Origin of the sequence: Gordonia sp. UBA7860 (assembly GCF_002500165.1) — a bacterium.
GTDB lineage: Bacteria > Actinomycetota > Actinomycetes > Mycobacteriales > Mycobacteriaceae > Gordonia > Gordonia sputi.
This window is the reverse complement of the sequence record NZ_DLSO01000004.1, coordinates 1,022-21,969: the sequence shown is the minus strand read 5'-3', so window position 1 is coordinate 21,969 and position 20,948 is coordinate 1,022. Positions and strand designations below refer to the sequence as shown.

General features: G+C 66.4%; 20 protein-coding genes. 6 read left to right on the top strand and 14 right to left on the bottom strand.

Annotation, left to right across the window (positions count from 1 at the left end; translation table 11 throughout):
* Positions 1–57 precede the first annotated feature (57 nt).
* Positions 58–762, top strand: a complete 705-nt coding sequence (locus B3T59_RS00555) for a metal-dependent transcriptional regulator (RefSeq protein WP_005204465.1) — start codon at positions 58–60, stop codon at positions 760–762.
* A 25-nt stretch (positions 763–787) separates the two neighbouring features.
* Here the strand turns inward: B3T59_RS00555 and truB are convergent, their stop codons facing one another.
* The 3 genes from truB to B3T59_RS00540 are packed head-to-tail and all read right to left on the bottom strand — an operon-like array spanning position 788 to position 3,343.
* Positions 788–1,687, bottom strand: coding sequence for a tRNA pseudouridine(55) synthase TruB (gene truB, locus B3T59_RS00550; RefSeq protein WP_287001239.1), 900 nt, complete (start codon positions 1,685–1,687; stop codon positions 788–790).
* A 1-nt stretch (position 1,688) separates the two neighbouring features.
* The gene (locus B3T59_RS00545; RefSeq protein WP_005204461.1) at positions 1,689–2,345 is read right to left on the bottom strand and encodes a 4'-phosphopantetheinyl transferase family protein; all 657 of its coding nucleotides are present in this window, start codon (positions 2,343–2,345) and stop codon (positions 1,689–1,691) included.
* Entirely contained in the window at positions 2,342–3,343 is a 1,002-nt protein-coding gene (locus B3T59_RS00540; protein ID WP_251721117.1) for a metallophosphoesterase family protein, read from the bottom strand. Before B3T59_RS00540 ends, B3T59_RS00545 begins: the two co-directional genes overlap by 4 nt.
* A gap of 18 nt (positions 3,344–3,361) precedes the next feature.
* On the opposite strand from B3T59_RS00540, the gene B3T59_RS00535 reads away from it, so the two are divergent.
* Positions 3,362–4,447, top strand: a complete 1,086-nt coding sequence (locus tag B3T59_RS00535) for an SHOCT domain-containing protein (RefSeq protein ID WP_287001237.1) — start codon at positions 3,362–3,364, stop codon at positions 4,445–4,447.
* 64 nt (positions 4,448–4,511) lie between these two features.
* Here B3T59_RS00535 and B3T59_RS00530 read toward each other — a convergent pair whose 3' ends face one another.
* The 7 genes from B3T59_RS00530 to rimP all read right to left on the bottom strand — a co-directional run bounded on the left by B3T59_RS00530 (position 4,512) and on the right by rimP (position 12,455).
* Positions 4,512–5,840: an MATE family efflux transporter gene (locus tag B3T59_RS00530; RefSeq protein WP_372495412.1), complete on the bottom strand. Its 1,329-nt coding sequence runs from the start codon at positions 5,838–5,840 to the stop codon at positions 4,512–4,514.
* A gap of 50 nt (positions 5,841–5,890) precedes the next feature.
* Positions 5,891–6,850 (bottom strand): DHH family phosphoesterase, encoded by a 960-nt coding sequence (locus B3T59_RS00525; RefSeq protein WP_251721115.1) that lies wholly within the window; start codon positions 6,848–6,850, stop codon positions 5,891–5,893.
* Positions 6,847–7,305 (bottom strand): 30S ribosome-binding factor RbfA, encoded by a 459-nt coding sequence (rbfA, locus tag B3T59_RS00520; RefSeq protein WP_064862105.1) that lies wholly within the window; start codon positions 7,303–7,305, stop codon positions 6,847–6,849. Before rbfA ends, B3T59_RS00525 begins: the two co-directional genes overlap by 4 nt.
* 123 nt (positions 7,306–7,428) lie before the next feature.
* Positions 7,429–10,242, bottom strand: coding sequence for a translation initiation factor IF-2 (infB, locus tag B3T59_RS00515; RefSeq protein WP_251721114.1), 2,814 nt, complete (start codon positions 10,240–10,242; stop codon positions 7,429–7,431).
* Positions 10,243–10,321: 79 nt separating this feature from the next.
* Positions 10,322–10,639, bottom strand: coding sequence for a YlxR family protein (locus tag B3T59_RS00510; RefSeq protein ID WP_197502308.1), 318 nt, complete (start codon positions 10,637–10,639; stop codon positions 10,322–10,324).
* A gap of 160 nt (positions 10,640–10,799) precedes the next feature.
* Positions 10,800–11,840, bottom strand: a complete 1,041-nt coding sequence (gene nusA / locus B3T59_RS00505) for a transcription termination factor NusA (protein WP_064862107.1) — start codon at positions 11,838–11,840, stop codon at positions 10,800–10,802.
* A 69-nt stretch (positions 11,841–11,909) separates the two neighbouring features.
* Positions 11,910–12,455 (bottom strand): ribosome maturation factor RimP, encoded by a 546-nt coding sequence (gene rimP / locus B3T59_RS00500; RefSeq protein ID WP_287001236.1) that lies wholly within the window; start codon positions 12,453–12,455, stop codon positions 11,910–11,912.
* Positions 12,456–12,725: 270 nt separating this feature from the next.
* Here rimP and B3T59_RS00495 point away from each other — a divergent pair, with 270 nt between their 5' ends.
* Both B3T59_RS00495 and B3T59_RS00490 read left to right on the top strand, forming a co-directional pair.
* A complete protein-coding gene (locus B3T59_RS00495; RefSeq protein ID WP_287001235.1) occupies positions 12,726–13,283 on the top strand; it encodes a hypothetical protein in 558 nt (185 codons plus the stop codon).
* Positions 13,280–13,714 (top strand): ferritin-like domain-containing protein, encoded by a 435-nt coding sequence (locus B3T59_RS00490; protein WP_005204438.1) that lies wholly within the window; start codon positions 13,280–13,282, stop codon positions 13,712–13,714. Before B3T59_RS00495 ends, B3T59_RS00490 begins: the two co-directional genes overlap by 4 nt.
* A gap of 53 nt (positions 13,715–13,767) precedes the next feature.
* Here B3T59_RS00490 and B3T59_RS00485 read toward each other — a convergent pair whose 3' ends face one another.
* Positions 13,768–15,498 carry a proline--tRNA ligase gene (locus B3T59_RS00485; protein ID WP_287001245.1) on the bottom strand — a complete coding sequence of 577 codons (1,731 nt, stop codon included), beginning with the start codon at positions 15,496–15,498 and terminating at the stop codon, positions 13,768–13,770.
* A gap of 83 nt (positions 15,499–15,581) precedes the next feature.
* Between B3T59_RS00485 and yaaA the strand changes: the two genes are divergently transcribed.
* On the top strand, positions 15,582–16,322 hold the full coding sequence (yaaA, locus tag B3T59_RS00480; RefSeq protein ID WP_287001234.1) for a peroxide stress protein YaaA: 741 nt from the start codon (positions 15,582–15,584) through the stop codon (positions 16,320–16,322).
* A 10-nt stretch (positions 16,323–16,332) separates the two neighbouring features.
* On the top strand, positions 16,333–16,623 hold the full coding sequence (locus B3T59_RS00475) for a hypothetical protein (protein WP_287001233.1): 291 nt from the start codon (positions 16,333–16,335) through the stop codon (positions 16,621–16,623).
* 120 nt (positions 16,624–16,743) lie between these two features.
* Here B3T59_RS00475 and B3T59_RS00470 read toward each other — a convergent pair whose 3' ends face one another.
* The 3 genes from B3T59_RS00470 to B3T59_RS00460 form a co-directional block, all read right to left on the bottom strand.
* On the bottom strand, positions 16,744–18,294 hold the full coding sequence (locus tag B3T59_RS00470) for an MFS transporter (protein ID WP_287001232.1): 1,551 nt from the start codon (positions 18,292–18,294) through the stop codon (positions 16,744–16,746).
* Positions 18,295–18,413: 119 nt separating this feature from the next.
* Complete coding sequence (gene cobA, locus B3T59_RS00465) at positions 18,414–19,811, bottom strand: uroporphyrinogen-III C-methyltransferase (RefSeq protein ID WP_287001231.1); 1,398 nt, start codon at positions 19,809–19,811, stop codon at positions 18,414–18,416.
* 101 nt (positions 19,812–19,912) lie between these two features.
* The coding region (locus B3T59_RS00460; RefSeq protein WP_287001230.1) for a TerD family protein at positions 19,913–20,948 on the bottom strand (1,036 nt) is incomplete at its 5' end.

Here is a 20,948-nt window from a genome sequence, read left to right as displayed (position 1 = left end):
CGTCGCTTCGGTCGGCCACGGGGCTTCGGCGTGGGTAGGCGGGGCTAAGCTCGTTTCATGCCTCAAACCCGAGCTGCCGGTCCTGACACGTCCGTGGCCGAGTTGTCGACAGTCACCCAGGACTACCTCAAAGTCATCTGGACCAGCCAGGAGTGGGCCGAGGTCAAGGTGACCACCAAGATGCTCGCCGACAAGATGGGTGTGTCGGCGTCGACGGCGTCGGAGGCCATCCGCAAGCTCGCCGATCAGGGTCTCGTCTCCCACGAGCGGTACGGCGCGGTCACCCTCACCGACGAGGGTCGAGCGGCCGCGGTGCTGATGGTGCGGCGCCACCGCCTGATCGAGACGTTCCTCGTCCGCGAACTCGGCTACGGGTGGGATGAGGTGCACGACGAGGCCGAGGTCCTCGAGCACGCGATGTCCGACCGCTTCATGGCACGTCTCGACACCAAACTCGGCCATCCCGACCGCGATCCCCACGGCGATCCGATCCCCCGTGTCGACGGCTCGATACCTGCCCCGGAGGCGTTCTCACTCGCCGACCTCGACACCGGCGAGGGCGGCAGAATCGCACGGATCTCCGACACCGATCCCGAGGTACTCCGCTACTTCGACCAACTCGGAGTCGCCTTGGACTGCGTGGTCCACGTCTCCGAGAAACGCCCGTTCGCCGGCACGATCTCGATCTCGATCGACGGCGCCGAGCCGATCGTGCTCGGCGACATCGCCGCTCGCGCAATCTTCCTCGTCGCCGAGCACTGACGGCGTCGAGGGTCCCGCGTCGCCGCTATCGCAGAGTTGCCGGCCGGACGACCATCACAGAGCTCGCCCGACGCCCCTTTTCCTGCACCATCGCTATGGCCTGCCCAGCGGGGTCGACGACCACGTAGATGCCCTTGCGTCCGATTGGGGTCAACCACCGTCCCTGACTGATGGATTCGGCCTCGTCGTCGTCGATGTCGCGGTGCGGGAACGAGATCAGTGCCGCCTCGTCGATCGTGAGACTGAGCTCGGGGCGCTCCGCCAACTGTTCGAGTGTTCGTGCGTGTTCGAGCGTGAACGGCCCCACCGCGGTTCGCCGCAGTGCGGTCAGGTGTCCCCCGACTCCGAGCGCGGCGCCGAGATCGCGTGCGAGAGAGCGGATGTAGGTTCCTGCGGAACAGTCGACGACGACGTCGAGGTCGACGAACTCCCCCTCGTCGCGGCGGGCCAACACGTCGAATCGTGAGACGGTGACCGGCCTCGCGGCGAGTTCGAACTCCTCACCGGTTCGGGCCAACGCATGCGCGCGCTTACCGTCGACCTTGATGGCGCTCACCTTGGCAGGCACCTGCTCGATATCGCCGGTGAGTGTCGCGACCGTCGCGGCGATCTGTTCGTCCGTGATCGACGATGCGTCGGCGCTCGAGATGATCTCGCCCATGCGGTCGTCGCTGTCGGTTGCGGCTCCGAGGCGGATGGTGGCGGTGTACGACTTGGTGGTCAGCGCGAGCAATCCCAGCAGTTTTGTAGCCCGCTCGACACCGACCACGAGCACGCCGGTCGCCATCGGATCGAGTGTTCCCCCATGACCAACTCGTCTGGTGTTGAACAGCTTTCGGCAACGAGAGACCACATCGTGACTGGTGATGCCCTCGTTCTTGTCGACGATGACCAATCCGGCGTTCTCGATCGATGAGTCAGCCACGTCAGCTCATCACGATCGTCGTGGTGATGTAGCCGTCGTCGACCAGCCAGCGTCCGGAGAACTCCGTGATCGGTGTTCCCCCGTCGATCACCGAGCCGTCGATCAGGATTCGGGAGCGAAAGGTCCCCATATTCTCCGCTGTCTGCTCGAACGTGATGTGGGCATCCTCGAAGCCGAGCCAACGCTGGGTCAGCGGAAACCACGCCTTGTAGGTTGTCTCTTTGGCGCAGAACAGAAGTCGATCCCAGTGCAGTCCCGACGGCCGCTGCGCGATGACGTCGCGTTCGGCAGGAATGCTTGTGTGCTCGAGCACGCCGTCGGGCAGCACGTCGTGCGGCTCGGCGTCGATTCCCAGTGTCCTGACGCCCATCGCGTACGCGACGATCGCGGCACGATATCCGTCGCAATGCGTCAGGCTTCCGACGATCTGGTTCGGCCACAACGGCATTCCCTTGTCGCCCCGCATGATCGGCGTCGGCTCGATGCCGAGCTGGCCGAGCGCCTGACGGGCGCAATGACGCGCCGTGATGAATTCCCGACGACGCTTCTCGACGGCACGCGAGATCAGCGATTCCTCGGCGGGCATCGGCTCGAGACCCGGTGGGTCGCCGAAGGATTCGGCGGAGGCAACGCCGGGTGGCAGCAGTCGTTCGATCACTGGTCGCCCTCCTGACGCGAGCTTGTCTGACCCGAGCTTCCCTTACTCGAGCTTCGCTGTGCTCGACGCTGCGCCACCCGTTCGGCGAATTCGCGGGCACGCTCGGCATAATCGGGCGGCAGGTTGAAGCGCGCGCCGTGATCGGGTAAATCCTGTTCGCGCACACCGGGATCGGGTGCAATTTGGCGTAGCAGAGGCTCGGGGAGGCCGCGCCGTTTCCACTCGCGCGGATATCCGACCGACACCTCCTCGAACCGCACATCGTCATACCAGGTGGTGCGTGGAATGTGCAGATGTCCATAGACGCTGCACGCGGCGTTGAACCGCGTGTGCCAGTCGGCGGTGAGTTCGCTGCCGCACCACAGCGCGAACTCGGGATAGAACAACGCGTCGGTAGGTTCGCGCCGCAGCGGCCAGTGATTGATCAGGATGGTCTTCTCCGACGGGTCGAGCGCCTCGAGGCGCTTGCGCGTCGACTCGATGCGGGCTCTTCCCCATGCGTCGCGGGTCGGGTACGGCTCGGCGGACAGCAAGAACTCATCTGTCGCCACCACGTTGCGTTCCCGCGCGACAGCGAGCGCCTGCAGCGCCGTCGAGGTGCCCTCCGGGCGGAACGTGTAGTCGTAGAGCAGGAACATGGGGACGACGCGGACGGGCTCGCTGCCATCGCCTGCGTCGAACAGAGGGTAGATGTCTTCCGGCGTGACCACCCCGATGTCGCGACACGCCTGGACGAGGTAGTCATAGCGGGCCACGCCGAAGATCTGCAGCGGGTCCTTGGCCGTCGTGTAGAGCTCGTGGTTGCCCGGCACCCAGATCACGGTGTCGAAACGTGCCTTGAGGCGGCGCAAGGTGTCGATGATGTCGTCGGTGCGTTCGGACACGTCGCCCGCGACGATCAGCCAGTCGTCGGGAGCCGACGGTCGGATCTGGTCGACGATGCTCTCGTTGCCGCGGTGTGCGACATGAAGATCGCTGATCGCCCAGAGTGTAGCCACGAGGATCCATCGTGCCAGATGGCTGCGTCCCCAACCTGCGGCGCACCCGGACAGCGCAGCAAGGTCGGCGACCTGGCATATGAGAGCATGCCTGACGTGGCCGACAACTTCGTGCAACCGACCGGGTTCGCACCTCCCCCCAGCACCCCACGGACACGCCTGGGCAATCGGGGGACCCCGACGACGCAGGCACTGATCACGACGGTCGTCCTCGGCGGACTCGCACTGGTGTGGCTGTTCCTGCTCTACGCGGTGTTCGTGGGCCGATGGACTCCGGCGTCGACCACGGGATCTCGACGATGGAGCGGATACGTCGTGACGACGGTGGTCCTGATCTGCTTCACCGTGGTGGTTGTCGCCGCGGCCCGAACCCGCAGGCGTGCCATCGCCGCGGGGGCGACCGTCTCGCTCATGTTCATTCTTCAGCGGATCATCGCCGCCATTCTGGCGAGTTCGTACCGCATCTACCATGACCTCCCTTCCGGCGAACAGTCGGTCGAGCATCACGGACTTGACCTCGATCCAGTGGCGGGCTACCTCCTCTCAGTTCTCTCCGGGTTCTTGTTCTGCTTCGCGGTGATCGCTGGATGGGCCATCTCGCGCCGTCGCCACCCTGTCTCGTGGGCGGGAATGACTGTCGCGGTTCCGCTCTTCCTTGTGATCGAGGTGTTCTCGGCAGCCGCATACACGTCAGTGACCCTCAATTCGATTCCTGCGGGAGCCTACGAGCACTCACCGTGGTATTGGGCTTCCGGGATCAGGTGGACATTCCACACGGGATGGGCCCAGTTCGTTGTCGACGCCTTGCTCCTCATGCTCTTCCTGACCATCGCGCTGGTGAGCATGTGGGTCTTCGATGCGATCGGATCGGCGACACGACGTCGAACTGTCGCCCCTGCTACGTGGAGGGGCACGGGTGGTCACGGCGCATTTGACGCGCCTCAGCCCGGTCCGCACTCGCCTGCACAGCCTTGGTCGCCAGAGGCTTCACGTATCGACGCGCTGAAGGAACTCGGCCTTTTACGCGAGCGGCGGGTGCTGACCGACGCCGAGTTCGAAGCAGAGAAGGCACGTATCCTCAACGAACCGAACACCCGCGTCTGACGCGGCCAACTCCCGCGCCGACCAATGGCCGCCGCACTGACCGGCCATCGACCACACGCGCTCACTACCGCTCTGTGCCCGCCTTCTGCCACCGTCCCGACCGAATCCGCCACACGACGGTCAGCATGCGAATCACCATGAACACCACGAGACCCGTCCAAATGCCGGCCAATCCCCAGTCGAACGCCAGAGACAGCCAGATCAGCGGTAGGAATCCGACGAGCGCGGCCACCAACGTCGCAGTTCGTAGGTACGCGGCGTCGCCGCTGCCCAGGAGCACACCGTCGAGCGCGAACACGACACCCGCGATCGGCAGCATGGCGACGAAGAACCACCAGGGCGTGCCGATCGCGTCGAGCACCCTGGCATCGCTCGTGAACAGCTTCGGCAGCACGCCGGCGCCGATGGCGAAGACCCCTGCCATTGCCGACGCAGCCACCACCGACACGACGGTCACCCTGCGAGCCACGTTCTGAGCCGCTGTGATCGCGCCCGCCCCGAGCGCGGCGCCGACCAACGCTTGAGCCGCAATGGCCACCGAGTCGAGGAACAGCGACATGAACTCCCACAGTTGAAGTGTCAGCTGATGAGCAGCGACGGCGGACACCCCGAAGCGGGCCGCGACGGCAGCCGCCGAGAGGAAGCACACCTGGAACGAGAGGCTGCGCGCCACGAGGTCGCGCGCCATCACTAGTTGGGCTTTGATCACCGCCCACCGAGGACGCAGCGCGCGGCGCCCGCCCTCGGGGAGCACTTCGCGCAGGAGTCGCGTCGCGAACAGTAGACCGGTAATCGATTGTCCGACGACGTTGGCAATTGCGCTGCCCTGCAAACCGAGCCGCGGGAAGAACCACAGCCCGTGGACCAACCCCACCACAAGCACGGCCCCGATCGACAAGCCGACCACGACGTACACGACCGGTCGACGGGTCTCCTGGACGCCACGCATCCAGCCGTTGCCTGCCATTGATACGAGAATGAGTGGCACGCCGAAGCATGCGATTCGCAACCACGAAGTTGCTTCCGCCGCAACGTGACTCGCATCCGGACTCGAGGTGCCGACCATGAGTCGCATCACCCACGGCGCCAGCGGATAGATCACGGCGACGATCACCGCACCGACGCCGAGCGCGATCCACGTCGCCTGCACGCCCTCTCCCACCGCGCCCGCGCGGTCGCCCGCACCGAAGCGCCGAGCCGACCGCGCTGTTGTTCCGTACGAGAGGAAGGTGAGCTGGGTGCTGATCACCGAGAGCACCAGAGCGCCGACGCCGAGCGCGGCCAGTTCGTCGCCGCCGAGGCGCCCCACGACGGCGAGGTCGAGGAGTAGATACAGCGGCGGCGCGGTCAGCACCGCAAGCGCCGACACCGACAACACCGCGATGCGGCGTATCCCCGTGTCCGGGGCGGTCGCCCCGGCGTCAGCCTGTCGGGCGGGCTCGGTCAGAGCAACCCCACCAGCCGGTCGACGACCTCCTGCGCACTCCCGATATCGCTGTACCCGGAGGCGTGTCGATGCCCACCGCCGCCGAGTGCACGCGCGATCGGAACCAGATCGACCGATGCCTTCGACCGCAACGAGATTGTCCAACTCGACGGTTCGATCTCCTTGAACACCGCCGCGATCTCGGCGCCTGCCGTGGTTCGCACGATGTCGATGATGCTTTCGGACTCTTCCCAGCTCATGCCGGCCATCGCGGCGTGATCGACGACGGCGTAGACGAGTCCCGCACCGTCGGCTGCGTCCGGGATGAACGTCGCCGATGCCAACACCCCGGCCACCATCGACAGCCACGAGAAGGGGTGCGTGTCGAACAGCGCCCGACTCCACCGCCGACCGTCGACTCCGCTGTCGAGTAGTCGCGCCGCGACCCGAAACGAGTCGGAGCGCGCCCATTTGAACGATCCGGTATCTGTTGCGAGACCCGCGTACAGACACGTCGCGATGTCGGCGTTCAGCGGAACGTCGAGTTCGTCGATGAGTCGCAGGACCAGCACCGCGGTGCAGTCCGCGTCGGGGTCGACGAAGTCGAGGTCACCGAAGCCCCCGTTGGACATGTGGTGATCGACGACGACCGACGTGACCGCGCCCTGGAAGACCGCGGCCAGATCGCCGAGCCGATCAGGTCCGGCGGCGTCGACCGACACGGTCACGTCGTGACCCTTGAGTGCGTCCGGTTCGACGAGTAGCTCCCGCACCCCAGGCAGGTCACGCAGGGCCACGGGCAGGCTCTCGGGACCGGGATAGGAGACCTCGACGTCGAGGCCTCGTGTCGTCAACGCAAGTCCCAGCGCGAGTCCGCTACCAATGGTGTCGGCGTCGGGTCGGACATGGCAGAGGATTGTCACCGCCGACGCCCCGCCGAGGACATCTGCGATCGCCGCAGGGGAGGCAGTGGTCACTCGCGTGAACCGTCCTCGCCGTCTTCGTCCTTGCTTCGATACGGGTCTGGGTCACCGGCGGGTTGCGCTTCCTTCGCCTGGCGCGCGACGAGTTCGTCATTGGCGCGTGCGCGCGCCACCAGCTCTTCCATGTGGCGCGCGGCATCGGGAACGGTGTCGAGGACGAAAGTCAACGTCGGGGTGAAGCGCACGCCGGTTCCGGCGCCGACCTTCGAGCGGAGAATTCCGGTCGCCTTGGCGAGTCCCGCGGCAGCGGCCTCGTAGTCGGGTTCGGCATCGATCGATTCGCCCATGACCGTGTAGAAGACCGTCGCATCATGCAGGTCGTTGGTCACCTTGGTATCGGTGATCGTCACATGGGCCAGCCGCGGGTCCTTGATGTCGTGGGCGATCGACGACGCCACGATCGACGAGATCCGTTTGGCCATTCGCTGTGCCCGTGCCGGGTCAGCCATGGGGTGTCCTTCCTCCAGAATCGAAGCACGCACTGTGAGTGAGGAACGTACTCCCCTTCCGGGGCCGTCAGGCACCAAGTGCCCTCAGACCCCGGAAGGGGAGCGTGTTCGACGATCCGCGCGTCAGTCGCGCGGCTTCTCCTGCAACTCGTAGCTCTCGATGACGTCGTCGACCTTGATGTCGCTGTACGTCAGCGTGAGACCACATTCGTAGCCTTCGCGAACCTCGGTGACGTCGTCCTTCTCGCGTCGCAGCGACGAGATCGTGAGATTCTCGGCAACCACGACGTTGTCGCGAAGCAGACGAGCCTTGGCGTTGCGGCGGATGAGGCCTGACTGCACCAAGCAACCGGCGATGTTGCCGACCTTCGAGCTCTTGAAGATGGCGCGGATCTCGGCGCGGCCGAGCTCCACCTCTTCGTAGATCGGCTTGAGCATGCCCTTGAGCGCACTCTCGATCTCGTCGATGGCCTGGTAGATCACCGAGTAGTACCGAATGTCGACGCCCTCGCGGTTGGCGAGCTCTGTGGCCTTGCCCTCCGCACGGACGTTGAAGCCGATGATGATCGCATCCGACGCTGCAGCCAGGTTGACGTTGGTCTCCGTCACGCCACCGACACCACGGTCGATGACGCGCAGCGACACCTCGTCGCCCATGTCGATACCGAGCAGCGCCTCTTCGAGCGCCTCGACGGTACCTGCGTTGTCGCCCTTGAGGATCAGGTTCAGCTGGCTGGTTTCCTTCAGCGCCGAATCGAGGTCCTCGAGGCTGATCCGCTTGCGGCTACGTGCGGCCAGCGCGTTGCGCTTGCGCGCGTTGCGCCGGTCGGCGATCTGCCGGGCGGTGCGATCTTCTTCGACGACGAGCAGGTTGTCACCTGCACCCGGCACCGACGTGAAGCCGATGACCTGGACGGGTCGCGAAGGCAGGGCCTCGTTGACGTCATCGCCGTGCTCGTCGACCATGCGTCGCACACGACCATAGGCATCGCCTGCCACCACGGAGTCGCCGACACGCAGCGTTCCGCGCTGAACCAGCACGGTCGCCACGGGTCCGCGACCACGATCGAGGTGCGCTTCGATGGCGACACCCTGAGCGTCCATGTCGGGGTTGGCACGCAGATCGAGCGACGCGTCGGCGGTCAGCAGCACAGCTTCGAGCAACTGCTCGATGTTGGTGCCCTGCTTGGCCGAGATGTCGACGAACATCGTGTCGCCGCCGTACTCCTCGGGGATCAGCCCGTACTCGGTGAGCTGGCCGCGGATCTTCGACGGATCGGCGCCTTCCTTGTCGATCTTGTTGACCGCGACCACGATCGGCACGTCTGCTGCCTGCGCGTGGTTCACGGCCTCCACCGTCTGCGGCATGACGCCGTCGTCGGCGGCGACCACGAGGATCGCGATGTCGGTCGACTTGGCACCGCGGGCACGCATGGCGGTGAACGCCTCGTGACCAGGGGTGTCGATGAACGTGATCAGTCGATCGTCGCCGTTGAGGTGTGTGTTCACCTGGTAGGCGCCGATGTGCTGGGTGATGCCACCGGCCTCGCCCTCGCGCACGTTCTCCTTACGGATGGTGTCGAGCAGTCGGGTCTTGCCGTGGTCGACGTGACCCATGACGGTGACCACCGGCGGACGCTGTTCGAGATCCTCTTCGCCGCCCTCGTCCTCACCGTAGGAGAGATCGAAGCTCTCGAGGAGTTCGCGATCTTCGTCCTCCGGGCTGACGACCTGGACGTTGTAGTTCATCTCGGAGCCGAGCAGCTCCAGCGTCTCGTCGTTGACCGACTCGGTCGCCGTGACCATCTCGCCGAGGTTGAACAGCGCCTGGACCAGCGATGCCGGGTTGGCGTCGATCTTGTCGGCAAAATCGGACAGCGAAGCGCCGCGGGCGAGACGAATGGTCTCACCGTTGCCGCGCGGCAGCCTGACGCCACCGACGGCCGGAGCCTGCATCGAGTCGTATTCTTGCCGCTTCTGACGCTTGGACTTGCGCCCCTTACGGGGTGCACCACCCGGACGTCCGAACGCTCCGGCTGCGCCGCCACGACCGCGACCGCCGCCACCGGGGCGTCCGCGGAAACCTCCGGGAGGACCTCCCGGCGCTCCGCCTGGCGCGCCTCCGCCGCCACCGCGATAGCCTCCGCCACCGCCGCCACTGCGACCGCCTGGTCCACCGCCGCGGCCTGGTCGACCTGCGTCGGGACGTGCTGCACGACTGGGCATGGCACCCGGGTTGGGCCGAGGGGGCATGTTGCCCGGATTCGGGCGAGGTCCGCCCTGACCCGGTGCGGGACGTGCGCCTGCACCGCCGGGACCGGGACGCCCTGCACCCTGGCCGGGTCGGCCCTGCGTGGGACGCCCGCCACCGGGGCGGGGTCCGCCCTGGCCGGGTCCGGGACGTGGTGCCGCCGGCCGCGGAGCTGGTGCGGGTGCAGACGAATACGGATTGTTTCCGACGCGAGGCGCACGCGGTCCGGGCTTCGGCCCGGGACGTGGACTCGTCGGCGCAGGTGCGGAAGCCTGAGCTGCCGCGGGCGTCGACTTCTGTGCCGGCGCCGGAGTGGGCGCGGCAGGTGCCGGGGTGGCTGCAGGCGCAGGAGCCGGTGCCGACTGCGCGGCAGCAGGCGTCGGTGCGGGTGCAGGTTTCGGAGCCGCCGGCTTGGGGCCGGGGCGAGCTGCGCCGGGCTTGGGCGCAGCAGAGTTGTCACGAGCCGCGGCACCAGGCTTGGGTGCTGCCGACTTCGTGGAGTCGTTCTTGGTTGCTCCCCCGTTATCTGCGGGGAAGGATTCGCGAAGTCGGCGGGCCACGGGGGCCTCGACGGTCGACGACGCGGATTTGACGAACTCGCCCTGTTCTTTGAGACGTTCGAGCACTTGCTTGCTCGTTACGCCAAGTTCCTTGGCCAGTTCATGCACGCGGGCTTTGCCTGCCACTGCTCTCCTCACTTGGAGGCCGAGCGGCTTGCCCGCCACGGCCTCGGATTACGTCCGATACGTGCTCATCGTGGTGACTTCACGGTGTGCTCATGTCTTCTGCTACCTGTTCTGGCCCGTTAGGGCCGCTCTCGTCCGTGCCGTCTCCCGAGCGGGTGAACAGCACTTCTTTGAGGTCGGACTGGTCTACGACCAGTCCCGGACTCCTCAGCGCCCGGGCAAACGCGTTGCGTCGAACCGCGGCGGACAGGCAGTCCGCCACCGGATGCAGCCACGCACCTCGCCCAGGCATGGTCTTCGCGATGTCGACAACGATCCTCGGGCCGCTCGCACCCGTAGGGGCGACGACACGGACCAGCTCTGCGATACCGGCTCGCTGCCGACATCCCAGACACATACGGATCGGACCTTGCGGAGAATGACTCTGCGAAGAATCGTTCCGCCGACCGGACCGGTCACCACCATCGGAAGTAACTCCACAGGGGGCAGCCGGCCGCATTCGCGTGACCATCGATCAGTCTAGCGCGCCGAGTGCCGAACTGGACAACCGGACCTCATCACGCCCGTCCGGCTCCCGGCCCGCCCGACTGGCCGGCGGGTGCGCCGGGAGCGTCGTCGGCGTCGGAGCGGATGTCGATTCGCCACCCCGTCAGACGAGCGGCCAGTCGTGCGTTCTGACCTTCCTTACCGATCGCGAGCGAGAGCTGATAGTCGGGTACGACGACACGCGCTGCCTTCTGTGCCTCGTCGACCACCTCCACCGAGACGACCTTCGCAGGCGACAGTGCGTTCCCGACGAACACAGCGGGATCGGTGTCGTAGTCGATGATGTCGATCTTCTCGCCGGACAACTCACTCATCACGTTGCGTACGCGCTGCCCCATCGGTCCGATGCACGCGCCCTTGGCGTTGAGTCCGCTGACACCGGTGTGCACGGCGATCTTGGAGCGGTGGCCCGCCTCACGAGCGACCGCGACGATCTCGACCGAGCCATCCTCGATCTCGGGTACCTCGAGTGCGAAGAGCTTGCGCACCAGGTTCGGATGGGTACGCGACAGCGTGATCTGTGGTCCACGTGGACCACGCGAGACGCCGACGACGTAGCACTTGATGCGGTCGCCGTGTTTGTAGCTCTCGCCGGGCACCTGCTCGGCGGGCGGGATGATTCCCTCCGCGCTGTTGGCGTCGCTACCGATCTGGACGACGATCATGCCGCGTGCGTTGGCGCGGGCGTCCTGTTGCACGACGCCACCGACGATCTCGCCCTCGTGCGTGACGAAATCGCCGAAGTTCTTCTCGTTCTCCGCGTCACGCAGACGCTGCAGGATGACCTGACGGGCGGTGGTGGCCGCGATACGGCCGAAACCCTCGGGGGTGTCGTCGTATTCGTGGACGACGGTGCCGTCCTCGTCGACCTCCTGTGCCATCACCCTGACCGCCCCGCTCTTGCGATTGACGTCGATGCGCGCGTGCGGCGCGAATCCGTCGGTGTGGCGGTATGCGGTGAGCAATGCGGTTTCGATGGCGGTGATGACCGTGTCGATCGAGATTCCCTTGTCGGCCTCGATCATGCGCAATGCATTGATGTCGATGTTCATGGGGCGCTCCTATTCACTTGTCGGCTGCTATGGAGTTTTCGGCTGTTGGTTGAGTTCTATGGTCGGTCGCTACGAGCCGACGGTGTCCCGACGTTGCGCGATCTGCGCGTCGTCGAGGCCGCACAATCGCAGCTCGGCGACCCCCGGCCGCGAGAAGTCGACGTCGACCACAGCACGTGTGACGGCGTCGAGTTCGACGGTGCGGACTCGGAAACGGCCGCGGTCGTTGCTCACGATGTCGACCTGGCCGTCGTGGAGCGGTCCGACCCTGCCGACGACACGGGTCGGCCCGTCGTCGCCCGCGAGATCGATGAGTACCTTGCGTCCGGCGGCACGACGCCACTGCCGTTCGGTTGTGAGCGGTCTGTCGACGCCGGGTGAGGTGACCTCGAGGGTGTCGATGTCGGCGTAGGCGGGATCGGCGTCGAGCGCGTCAGACAGCTCGCGACTGAGGTCGGCGAGCTCGTCGAGCGAACCTCCCCCATCCCGATCGACGGTCACGACGACCGCGTCGCCGTCTGCACCGTTGGTGAGCGCGACGTCTTCGACGTCGAATCCGCGGTCGGCGACAAAGGTGTCGACGAGCGTACGGAGTTGTCGCGTATCGATGCTCATTGCTCTCCTCACTCCTCGTCTTCGCTTGCCGCGCAGTGCTTTCAGTTACGGTCTTCAGGTGCGTTCATCGACGCCGGTCAGCTGTCGCGGCGATTGGTCTGCCGCATGCGACGGCACCCTATTCTAGTCGATCCGCGACCCTCCCCCGACCACCTTGCGACCGGCCCCGGACCCGGCAGGCTACTGGCGATCGCCGGGCAGACCGTCGGACCTCCTGTTGTCCGTGCGGCCCGCGCACCACGGGTGTGCCGGACTGGCATCATATGTCGGGTGAAGCCAGCAGCCCCCGATGTACTCGACGCCGTGGATCGTCGCACAGTCTTACGAGGCAGCCTCGCTATCGGCGCCGGAGCACTCGTGATCGGCGCGTCGAGCGCATGCGACAGCGGCCCGACGCCGAATGAGATCACCGCCACCGCCCTACTCCCCCTGGCCAAGGCTGCCCGCTCCGACGCTGCGGCAGCTCGTTCGCTCGCACCCCGACTTCCGACTTACAGCGCGGCGCTCGGTGTCATCGCCGATCAGCGTGACGCTCATGCGACCGCTCTCTCGCAGGAGGTCCAACGCCTCGACTCCGACACCGCGAACCAGTTGTCTGCAGCGCCGTCGGCCTCCGCGACGCCCGGCTCCACCGGTGCGGGCGCGTCCGAGACGTCCACACCGGGATCGTCGTCGACAGCGGGAACGCTCGACGAGCTGCGCTCGTCGCTCCGTGCGTCGACGCGTGCGGCACACGACGCCGCGATTTCACTGAAGGGCTACTCGGCAGGACTGGCCGGGTCGGTCAGCGCCTCGGTCGCCACCCTCGTGGAGGTGCAGCTCGCATGACCGCAACAACCGACGCATTGGCCACGGCGACACAGGCCGAGAATGCCGCGATCTTCACGTACGGGGTCACGACAGCTTTTGTCTCCGCGACTCGACGCGGCACTGTCGCCGACTACATCGCCGCCCACCGTGCGGCACGCGACGCACTCAACGCCGCCATCACCGCGGCAGGCGCGACTCCCCCCGATATGGCCGCCGGGTACACGCTGCCCGTGCAGGTCACTGACCCGACGAGTGCTGCCCGTGCCGCGCTGGCGGCCGAGAATGACTGCGCCACGGCATATCGCTCGACGCTCGAGCGTGCCGACTCCGAATCGGCGCGCCGCCTGGCCGTCGACCAGCTCACCGACTGCGCGCAACGCGCGGCCACCTGGCGTGCAGCATTGCGCGAGAGTCCGGTGACCGTTCCGTTCCCGGGGCAGCCGCAATAGTCCGGTAGTCCGCCGAGTCCGACAGCCCGGGTGGCCGAACCGGCCGCCGGAAGCTATCCGCGCACCGCAGCGACAATCGCCGACACCGCGTTGTCGACCGGCACCTCTGCGCTCTCGCCGGTGAAGCGGTCGCGGACCTCGACGACGCCGTTGGCGTAGCCGCGGCCCACCACGACGACGGTGGGCATGCCCAGCAGTTCGGCGTCCTTGAACTTCACGCCGGGCGACGACTTGCGGTCGTCGAGCAGGACGTCGAGGCCCTCGGCGTCGAGCTCCTCGGCCAGCGACGTCGCGCCGCCGATCGCGGCCTCGTCCTTGTTGGCGATCACCAGGTGCACGTCGTAGGGCGCGACCTCTGCGGGCCAGCGCAGCCCCTTGTCGTCGTGCTGCTGTTCGGCGATCACCGCGACAAGCCGCGACACGCCCACGCCGTAGGACCCCATGGTCAGGCGGACCGGCTTTCCGCTTTCGCCGAGTACATCCACCTCGAAGGCGTTGGTGTACTTCTGGCCCAGCTGGAAGATGTGACCGATCTCGATGCCCTTCGCGGACACCAGCGGTCCCTTGCCGTCCGGCGAGAGGTCGCCGTCGAGGATTTCGGCCGCCTCAATGGTCCCGTCCGCCGTGAAGTCGCGCCCGGCCACGAGTCCGACGACGTGCCGGTTGGGCTGGTCGGCACCGGTGATCCACGCCGTGCCGTCGACCACGCGCGGATCGACGAGATAGCGGACGCCGTTCTCCTGCAAGGCTTTCGGTCCGATGTAGCCCTTCACCAGGAACGAGTTGGCCGCGAAGTCGGCCTCGGTCAACAGCTCGACTTCTGCAGGCTCCAACGAGGCCTCGAGCCGCTTGACGTCGACCTCGCGGTTGCCCGGCACCCCGATGCCGAGCAACTCCCACTCACCTCCGGGTTCGCGAACCTTGACCATGACGTTCTTGAGTGTGTCCGCGGCGTCGAACGTCCCGTCGAGGGCGTCGTTGGCCCACGCGACGAGCGTCTCGATGGTGGTGGTGTCAGAGGTCTCGTGAACCTGCGCCTCCGCGAGTCCGTCGAACGGAATCGGTTCGGGTGCAGGCGTGACGACGGCCTCGACGTTGGCCGCGTATCCCGACTCCAGGCAGCGCACGAACGTGTCCTCGCCGACCTCGCTCTCGGCGAGGAACTCCTCCGAGGCACTGCCGCCCATCGCGCCGGACGTCGCAGCGACGATCACGTATCGCACCGCGAGGCGCGCGAAGATGCGCTGGTAGGCGTCACGGTGCGCGATGTAGGAGGCCTTGAGTCCGTCGTCGTCGAGGTCGAACGAGTACGAGTCCTTCATCACGAACTCGCGCCCACGCAGGATGCCTGCGCGCGGACGTTCCTCGTCGCGGTACTTGGTCTGGATCTGATACAGGATGACCGGCAGATCCTTGTACGACGAGTACTCGCTCTTGACCAGCTGCGCGAAGATCTCCTCGTGCGTCGGACCGAGGAGCATGTCGGTGCCCTTGCGGTCCTTCACACGAAAGAGGTTGTCGCCGTACTCGGTCCAGCGGGCAGTCGTCTCGTACGGTTCACGCGGCAACAGCGCGGGCAGCAGGATCTCCTGCGCGCCGATCGAGTTCATCTCCTCGCGCACGATGTTCTCGACCGCCCTGAGTACCCGTAGCCCCAGGGGGAGCCAGCTGTACACGCCCGGCGCGACACGCCGAACATATCCAGCGCGAACAAGCAGCTTGTGGCTGGGAACCTCGGCGTCTGCCGGGTCATCGCGCAGCGTACGCAGGAACAGCGTCGACATCCGTGTGATCACGGTCGATCAGTCTAGTCGGCCACCGCACGCGCTTTTCGGTCCCGTCCACGTGGCCGGATACAGTGTTCGACGTGCTCGTCATCCTCCCGCCCTCGGAAACCAAGTCCGACGGGGGTTCCGGCGCCCCACTCGACCTCGACACACTCTCGTTCACCGAACTCAATCCCGTGCGCAAACAGATCGCCGACGCCGTCGTCGACCTCGCGAGCGATCTCGACGCGAGCGTGAAGGCACTCGGTCTCGGCAAGACACAGCTCGCCGAGGTCGACCGCAACGCCGACCTCTGGCTCTCACCGACCCGCCCTGCCATCGAGCGCTACACCGGCGTGCTCTACGACGCCCTCGACCACCGATCACTGACCCGCGCGGGCAAAACGAAAGCGGCAGAACGCCTCGCGATCGGGTCGGCGCTGTTCGGGGTCATCCGGGCCGGCGACCGGATACCCGCCTACCGCCTCTCGGGCGGATCCACACTCCCCGGCTTCGGCACGCTCACCTCGGCGTGGAAGCCTGCTCTCTCGAACACGCTCGACGCGGTGGACGATTTCGTCGTCGACCTGCGCTCGGGCATCTACCAGCAGCTAGGGCCCGTCTCCGGTGCGGTCACCGCCACGGTGATGACGGAGGCGCCCGACGGCACCCGAAAAGTGGTGAGCCACTTCAACAAGCACTACAAGGGGCTGGTGGCTCGCGAACTGGTACGGACGCGCCGAAACGTCCGCGACATCAACGCCCTCGCCGCCGTGCTGTCCGACGCGGGGCAGCGCGTCGAGATCCCCCGACCCAACGAGATCGTCGTACTGACCGACTGACATTGATCCGATGACCTCTGCCGTCCCTGCGCACGAATTTCCCGATGTTGTCGTGTCGCATTCCGGCGGCGATCCGATCACACCGGTCTGGCTCGACGAGGTCGGTGGCATCACCTACCGACTCGGCGAAGGCCTATCCGCCCGGTACCTGAAATGGCAACCACCAACCGACGAGATCTCCCTGCGCGCCGAAGCTCACCGACTCTCGTGGGCGGCGCAGTTCGTCACTTGTCCCGCAGTGCTCGACGCCGGATACTCGACGTCGCAGATCGCTGGGCCGACATCGCCGTCGCAGCCATGAGTACGGAGTGGGACTACGGGCCCGGGTGGGAAAGACCGCTCGTCGAGGCGTACGGCGTCGACTTCGACGAGGAGCGGATGAGTTTCTACCAGCGTCTCTGGGATTCCACCTGAGACCTGATCAGTGGTCGTGGGTGTTCTGCGCGACGTCCGCGTCGAGCCCGGCATCCGCGGCTTCTTGCGCGGCCTGGCCCTCGGCAACCTGCTCCGGCGTGAACCGCATGAACAATACGACGATCGCGGCGATCACCGCGATACCCGCGCAACAGGCGAAGGCCAGTCCGTAGCCGTTGGCCTGAGCGGCGAGTTGCGCCTTGTTCATCGACTCCACGGGCGCGGTGGTGCCGCCGAGCGACAGCGCGCGAGACGTCACGAGCGCCCCGACCGCGACCAACCCGATCGCACCGCCGAGGTTCTGTGCGACCTGCGCCAGCGCTGTGAGCGGCCCGATCTCGTTCGGCCCGACGCCCGCGACAACCGAAAGCGTCAGCGGGATCACAGCGAAACCGACACCCACACCGATCACCACGACAGGGATGAGGATGCTCGGGAAGTACGCGGGAGCCTTCGGCGCAATCGACGCCGCGTAGACGCAGCCGCCCAGAATGATCGCGCCACCGCACAGCACCAGCCACCGCGGCTGGACGTGCAGCGCGAGCTTCGACGCGATCGCCGCGGCGATACCCAGGCCGAACGCGAACGGCACCACTGCGAGACCACTCTGAACGGGGGTGTACTTCAAGATCCCCTGCAGGTAGAGGGAGATGAAGACCGCCATACACATCATGATCATGCTGGCGAAGAAGATGGCGACCAGAGCGGCGACACGACTCGTGTTGTCGAACAGAACGAACGGCAGGATCGGGTTGCTCGCACGGCGCTCGACTATGACGAACGCCACGAGCGCGAGACCACCGAGGATGAACGAGCCGATGACGATCGGACGGCCCCAACCGTTGGGCCCCTCGTTCACCGCGAGCACCAGCAGTGAGCATCCCAACGTCGCGAGCACGGCTCCCGGTAGGTCGAGAGAGAGTCGCACGCCCTGGGATTCGCGCAAGACAAAGTAGGCGCCGACTGCGACGAGCAGTCCGATCGGGACGTTGATCAGGAAGACGAGACGCCACGAGAGCTGGGTCAGCACACCACCGAGGATCAGACCCGCGACAGAACCGATACCGGTCATCGCCGCGTAGATCGCGAACGCCTGACTGCGTGGTTTACCTGGCGCGAACGTCGTGGCGACCAGAGCCATCGCGGTCGGCGCAGCGACGGCTGCCGAGGCACCCTGCAGGGCACGTCCGACGATGAGACTCGTTTCATCCCAGGCCAGGCCGCACAGCAGTGAGGTCAGGGTGAAGGCTGCGACGCCGATCACGAACATGCGCTTGCGTCCGAACGCGTCACCGAGTCGGCCACCGAGGAGCATCAACCCGCCGAATGCCAGGACATAGCTGCTGATGATCCAGTTCGCACCCGACTCCGAGAGTTGCAGCGACTCACGGATCTTCGGCAGCGCCAGCGCGGCGACCGTTCCGTCGAGCACCATCAGCAACTGCATTCCCGACAGCACGAGGATTGCGAGCCCGAACACCGGCCGGTACTGATTGTCGGTGTCCGACGCCCCGGCCGCGAAATCCAGCCGGTGTGCTTGCCCAGGTGACGACGACATAGGGTTCGACGCTACCGCGCCCCCGCGCGTATGTGCCAATTCTCGTTGGCGGATAGCCGCTGTACGGCGCGAGACAAAGCCCACTCGACGGGATGCAGCGCCCACCAGACGCCTGCCGCCTATCGAGCCTCGCCTCCAGCCGCTGATCGAGCCCCGCCTCCGGCCGCTGATCGAGCCCCGCCTCCGGCCGCTGATCGAGCCCCGCCTCCGGCCGCTGATCGAGCCCCGCCTTCGGCCGCTGATCGAGCTCCGTCGAGATCACCGAACGCCGCAACGGCATCCGCATCGTCGAATCCCGCTACGTCACCGATCACGACGATCGCGGGCGGCTTGAGTCCTTCGCGCGCCGCGGTCTCGCCTGCGTGGGAGAGGTCGGTGCGGATGAGGCGTTGGGTGGGCAGTGATCCGTTCTCGATCATCGCGACAGGGGTGTCGCCGGGCTTGCCGCCTGCTAGGAGCGCGTCGGCGAAGACGTCGACTCGTTCCACAGCCATCATCAGCACCAGCGTTCCGCGTAGCTGTGCGAGCACCGACCAGTCGATCAGCGAATCTGGGTGCCCGGGCCGGACGTGCCCCGAAGCGATCACCACCTCGTGCGTGACTCCGCGATGGGTCACGGGGATGCCTGCGGAACTCGGCACGGAGATCGGGCTGGTGATACCGGGGACCACGGTCACCGGCACGCCCGCGGCCACGCACGCCTGCAACTCTTCGAAGCCGCGACCGTAGACATACGGATCGCCGCCCTTGAATCGCACGACGAACTTGCCCTCTTTCGCCTTCGAGGTGAGGACGTCGTTGATGGCCTCCTGTTTCATGGCTCGCCCGTAGGGCACCTTCGCGGCGTCGATGATCTCCACCTGCGGACCGAGCGAGGCCAAGAGCTCCGGTGGCGCCAACCGATCCGCGACGACGACGTCGGCAGCCGTCAGCAGTTTGAGGCCGCGCACGGTGATGAGGTCGGGGTCGCCTGGGCCACCACCGACGAGCGCGACGCCCGGCGGGTGCGGCTGCTCGTCGACGTCGAGTGAGCCGTCGGCCAGTGCCCGTGAGATCGCGGCGCGCAACGCCGCCGACAGCCTGTGATCGCCGCTCGCCAACACCCCGAACTGCACGTCGCGGTGCCGACCGGAGGCCGGGGTGACAGCACTGCCCCACCGCGCTTCGTCGGCCCGCACACAGAACGTGTGCCGACGCTCCGCCTCCGCGACCACGGCTGCATTCACGCCAGGATCGTCGGTACACGCCATCGCGTACCAGGCGCCGTCGAGATCGCCGTCGACGTATGCACGTTTGTGCACGACGACCCCGGGAAACGACTCGACGGCGGGCGTCGGGTCAACAGCCACGACCTCGACCCGGGCGCCGGCGGCCACCAGATTCGGAAGTCGACGCTGCGCAACCGACCCACCGCCGACGACAACCACCTTGCGGCCGTGCAGATCGAGCCCGGCGAGATAGTGGACTTTGTCTTTATCGTTGGCGCCACCATGGCCTGCGGACGCATCGACTGACATGGATGCTGATCCTACCGATGCGTTGACCGCTTGGCCGGTCAGGTGGATCGCGGCTCTGCCGGTCAGGTGGATCGCGGCTCTGCCGGTCAGGTGCGTACCGTCTACTTCTGACAGAGTCCGCTGTACAGGGTCAGACCCTGCCCGTGGTTTTTGGCTTTGCTGCGGCCGACGGGTCCGCCGGACGGCTCTTGAACCCACGCACCGGTGCTGCTGAGTCCGGGCATGGCTTCACTCTTGTGTGCGCTGTAGCGGGTTTCGCCGTCGACGGTGAGAACTCCGTCGAGCACGTCGATGTGGGCGACGGTGGCCCAGTAGGAATCGGCACTGTTGCCGACGTAGACAAGGATTTCGTCGGCGTCAGGTCCGGGCAGACCGTCGTGACCGGCACGCCCGTACCGGATCGCGACGCGGGGCCTGCCGAACTCGTCGATGGCGCCAGTTCCGTTGTCGACGCTCTGATAGACGTTGACCAGCAGATCGCCATTCTCCGTCGGACGCACCCGAACCTGTTCGGTGGCAGGCTTGTTGCCTGCCCCGGGGCCGAGACTGTCGCCAAGGTGATGCATGAACGGCCACACGCCGAGATCGCCCTGGTGTCCGGCTTCGCCACTGATGACGACGAACTCGTTGGTCTCCTCGTTGCGACAAAAGAAGTAGACGTCCAGATCGCCTGTGCCGTAACGCTTCACGTTTCCCTTGCGGTCATATGACGCGCCGCGGCCATCCCATTCGAGACCCACGGTCAGCACCCAGTTCGGATCGCCCTTGCTCTTACGCAGGTCGATGCGCGCGGTCTTGTCAGCGCTGTCTTTCGTCAGCGACACCGACACTTTCGTCATGTTGATGGCCGACGCGGCGGGCGGCTGCGAAGTGGGCGCGGGTGCCGATGGGGCATGCACAGCGGCTGGGACGCTCGGTGCTGTGGTGGGACTCGCCGTATCGGCGGCGGGCTCATCGACGGAGATCCCGAACTCGGTGGCCAGTGCGGCCAACCCTCGGTCGTAGCCTTGGCCGATGGCGTCGAGTTTCCAGTCCGTCCCACGGCGGTAGAAGGCCGCGATCTGCACCACGGTCTCGCTGGTGAGCGCACCGGGCATGAAGGAGAGGTCTTGCGACTCCGATGTCACCGCCGCGCTG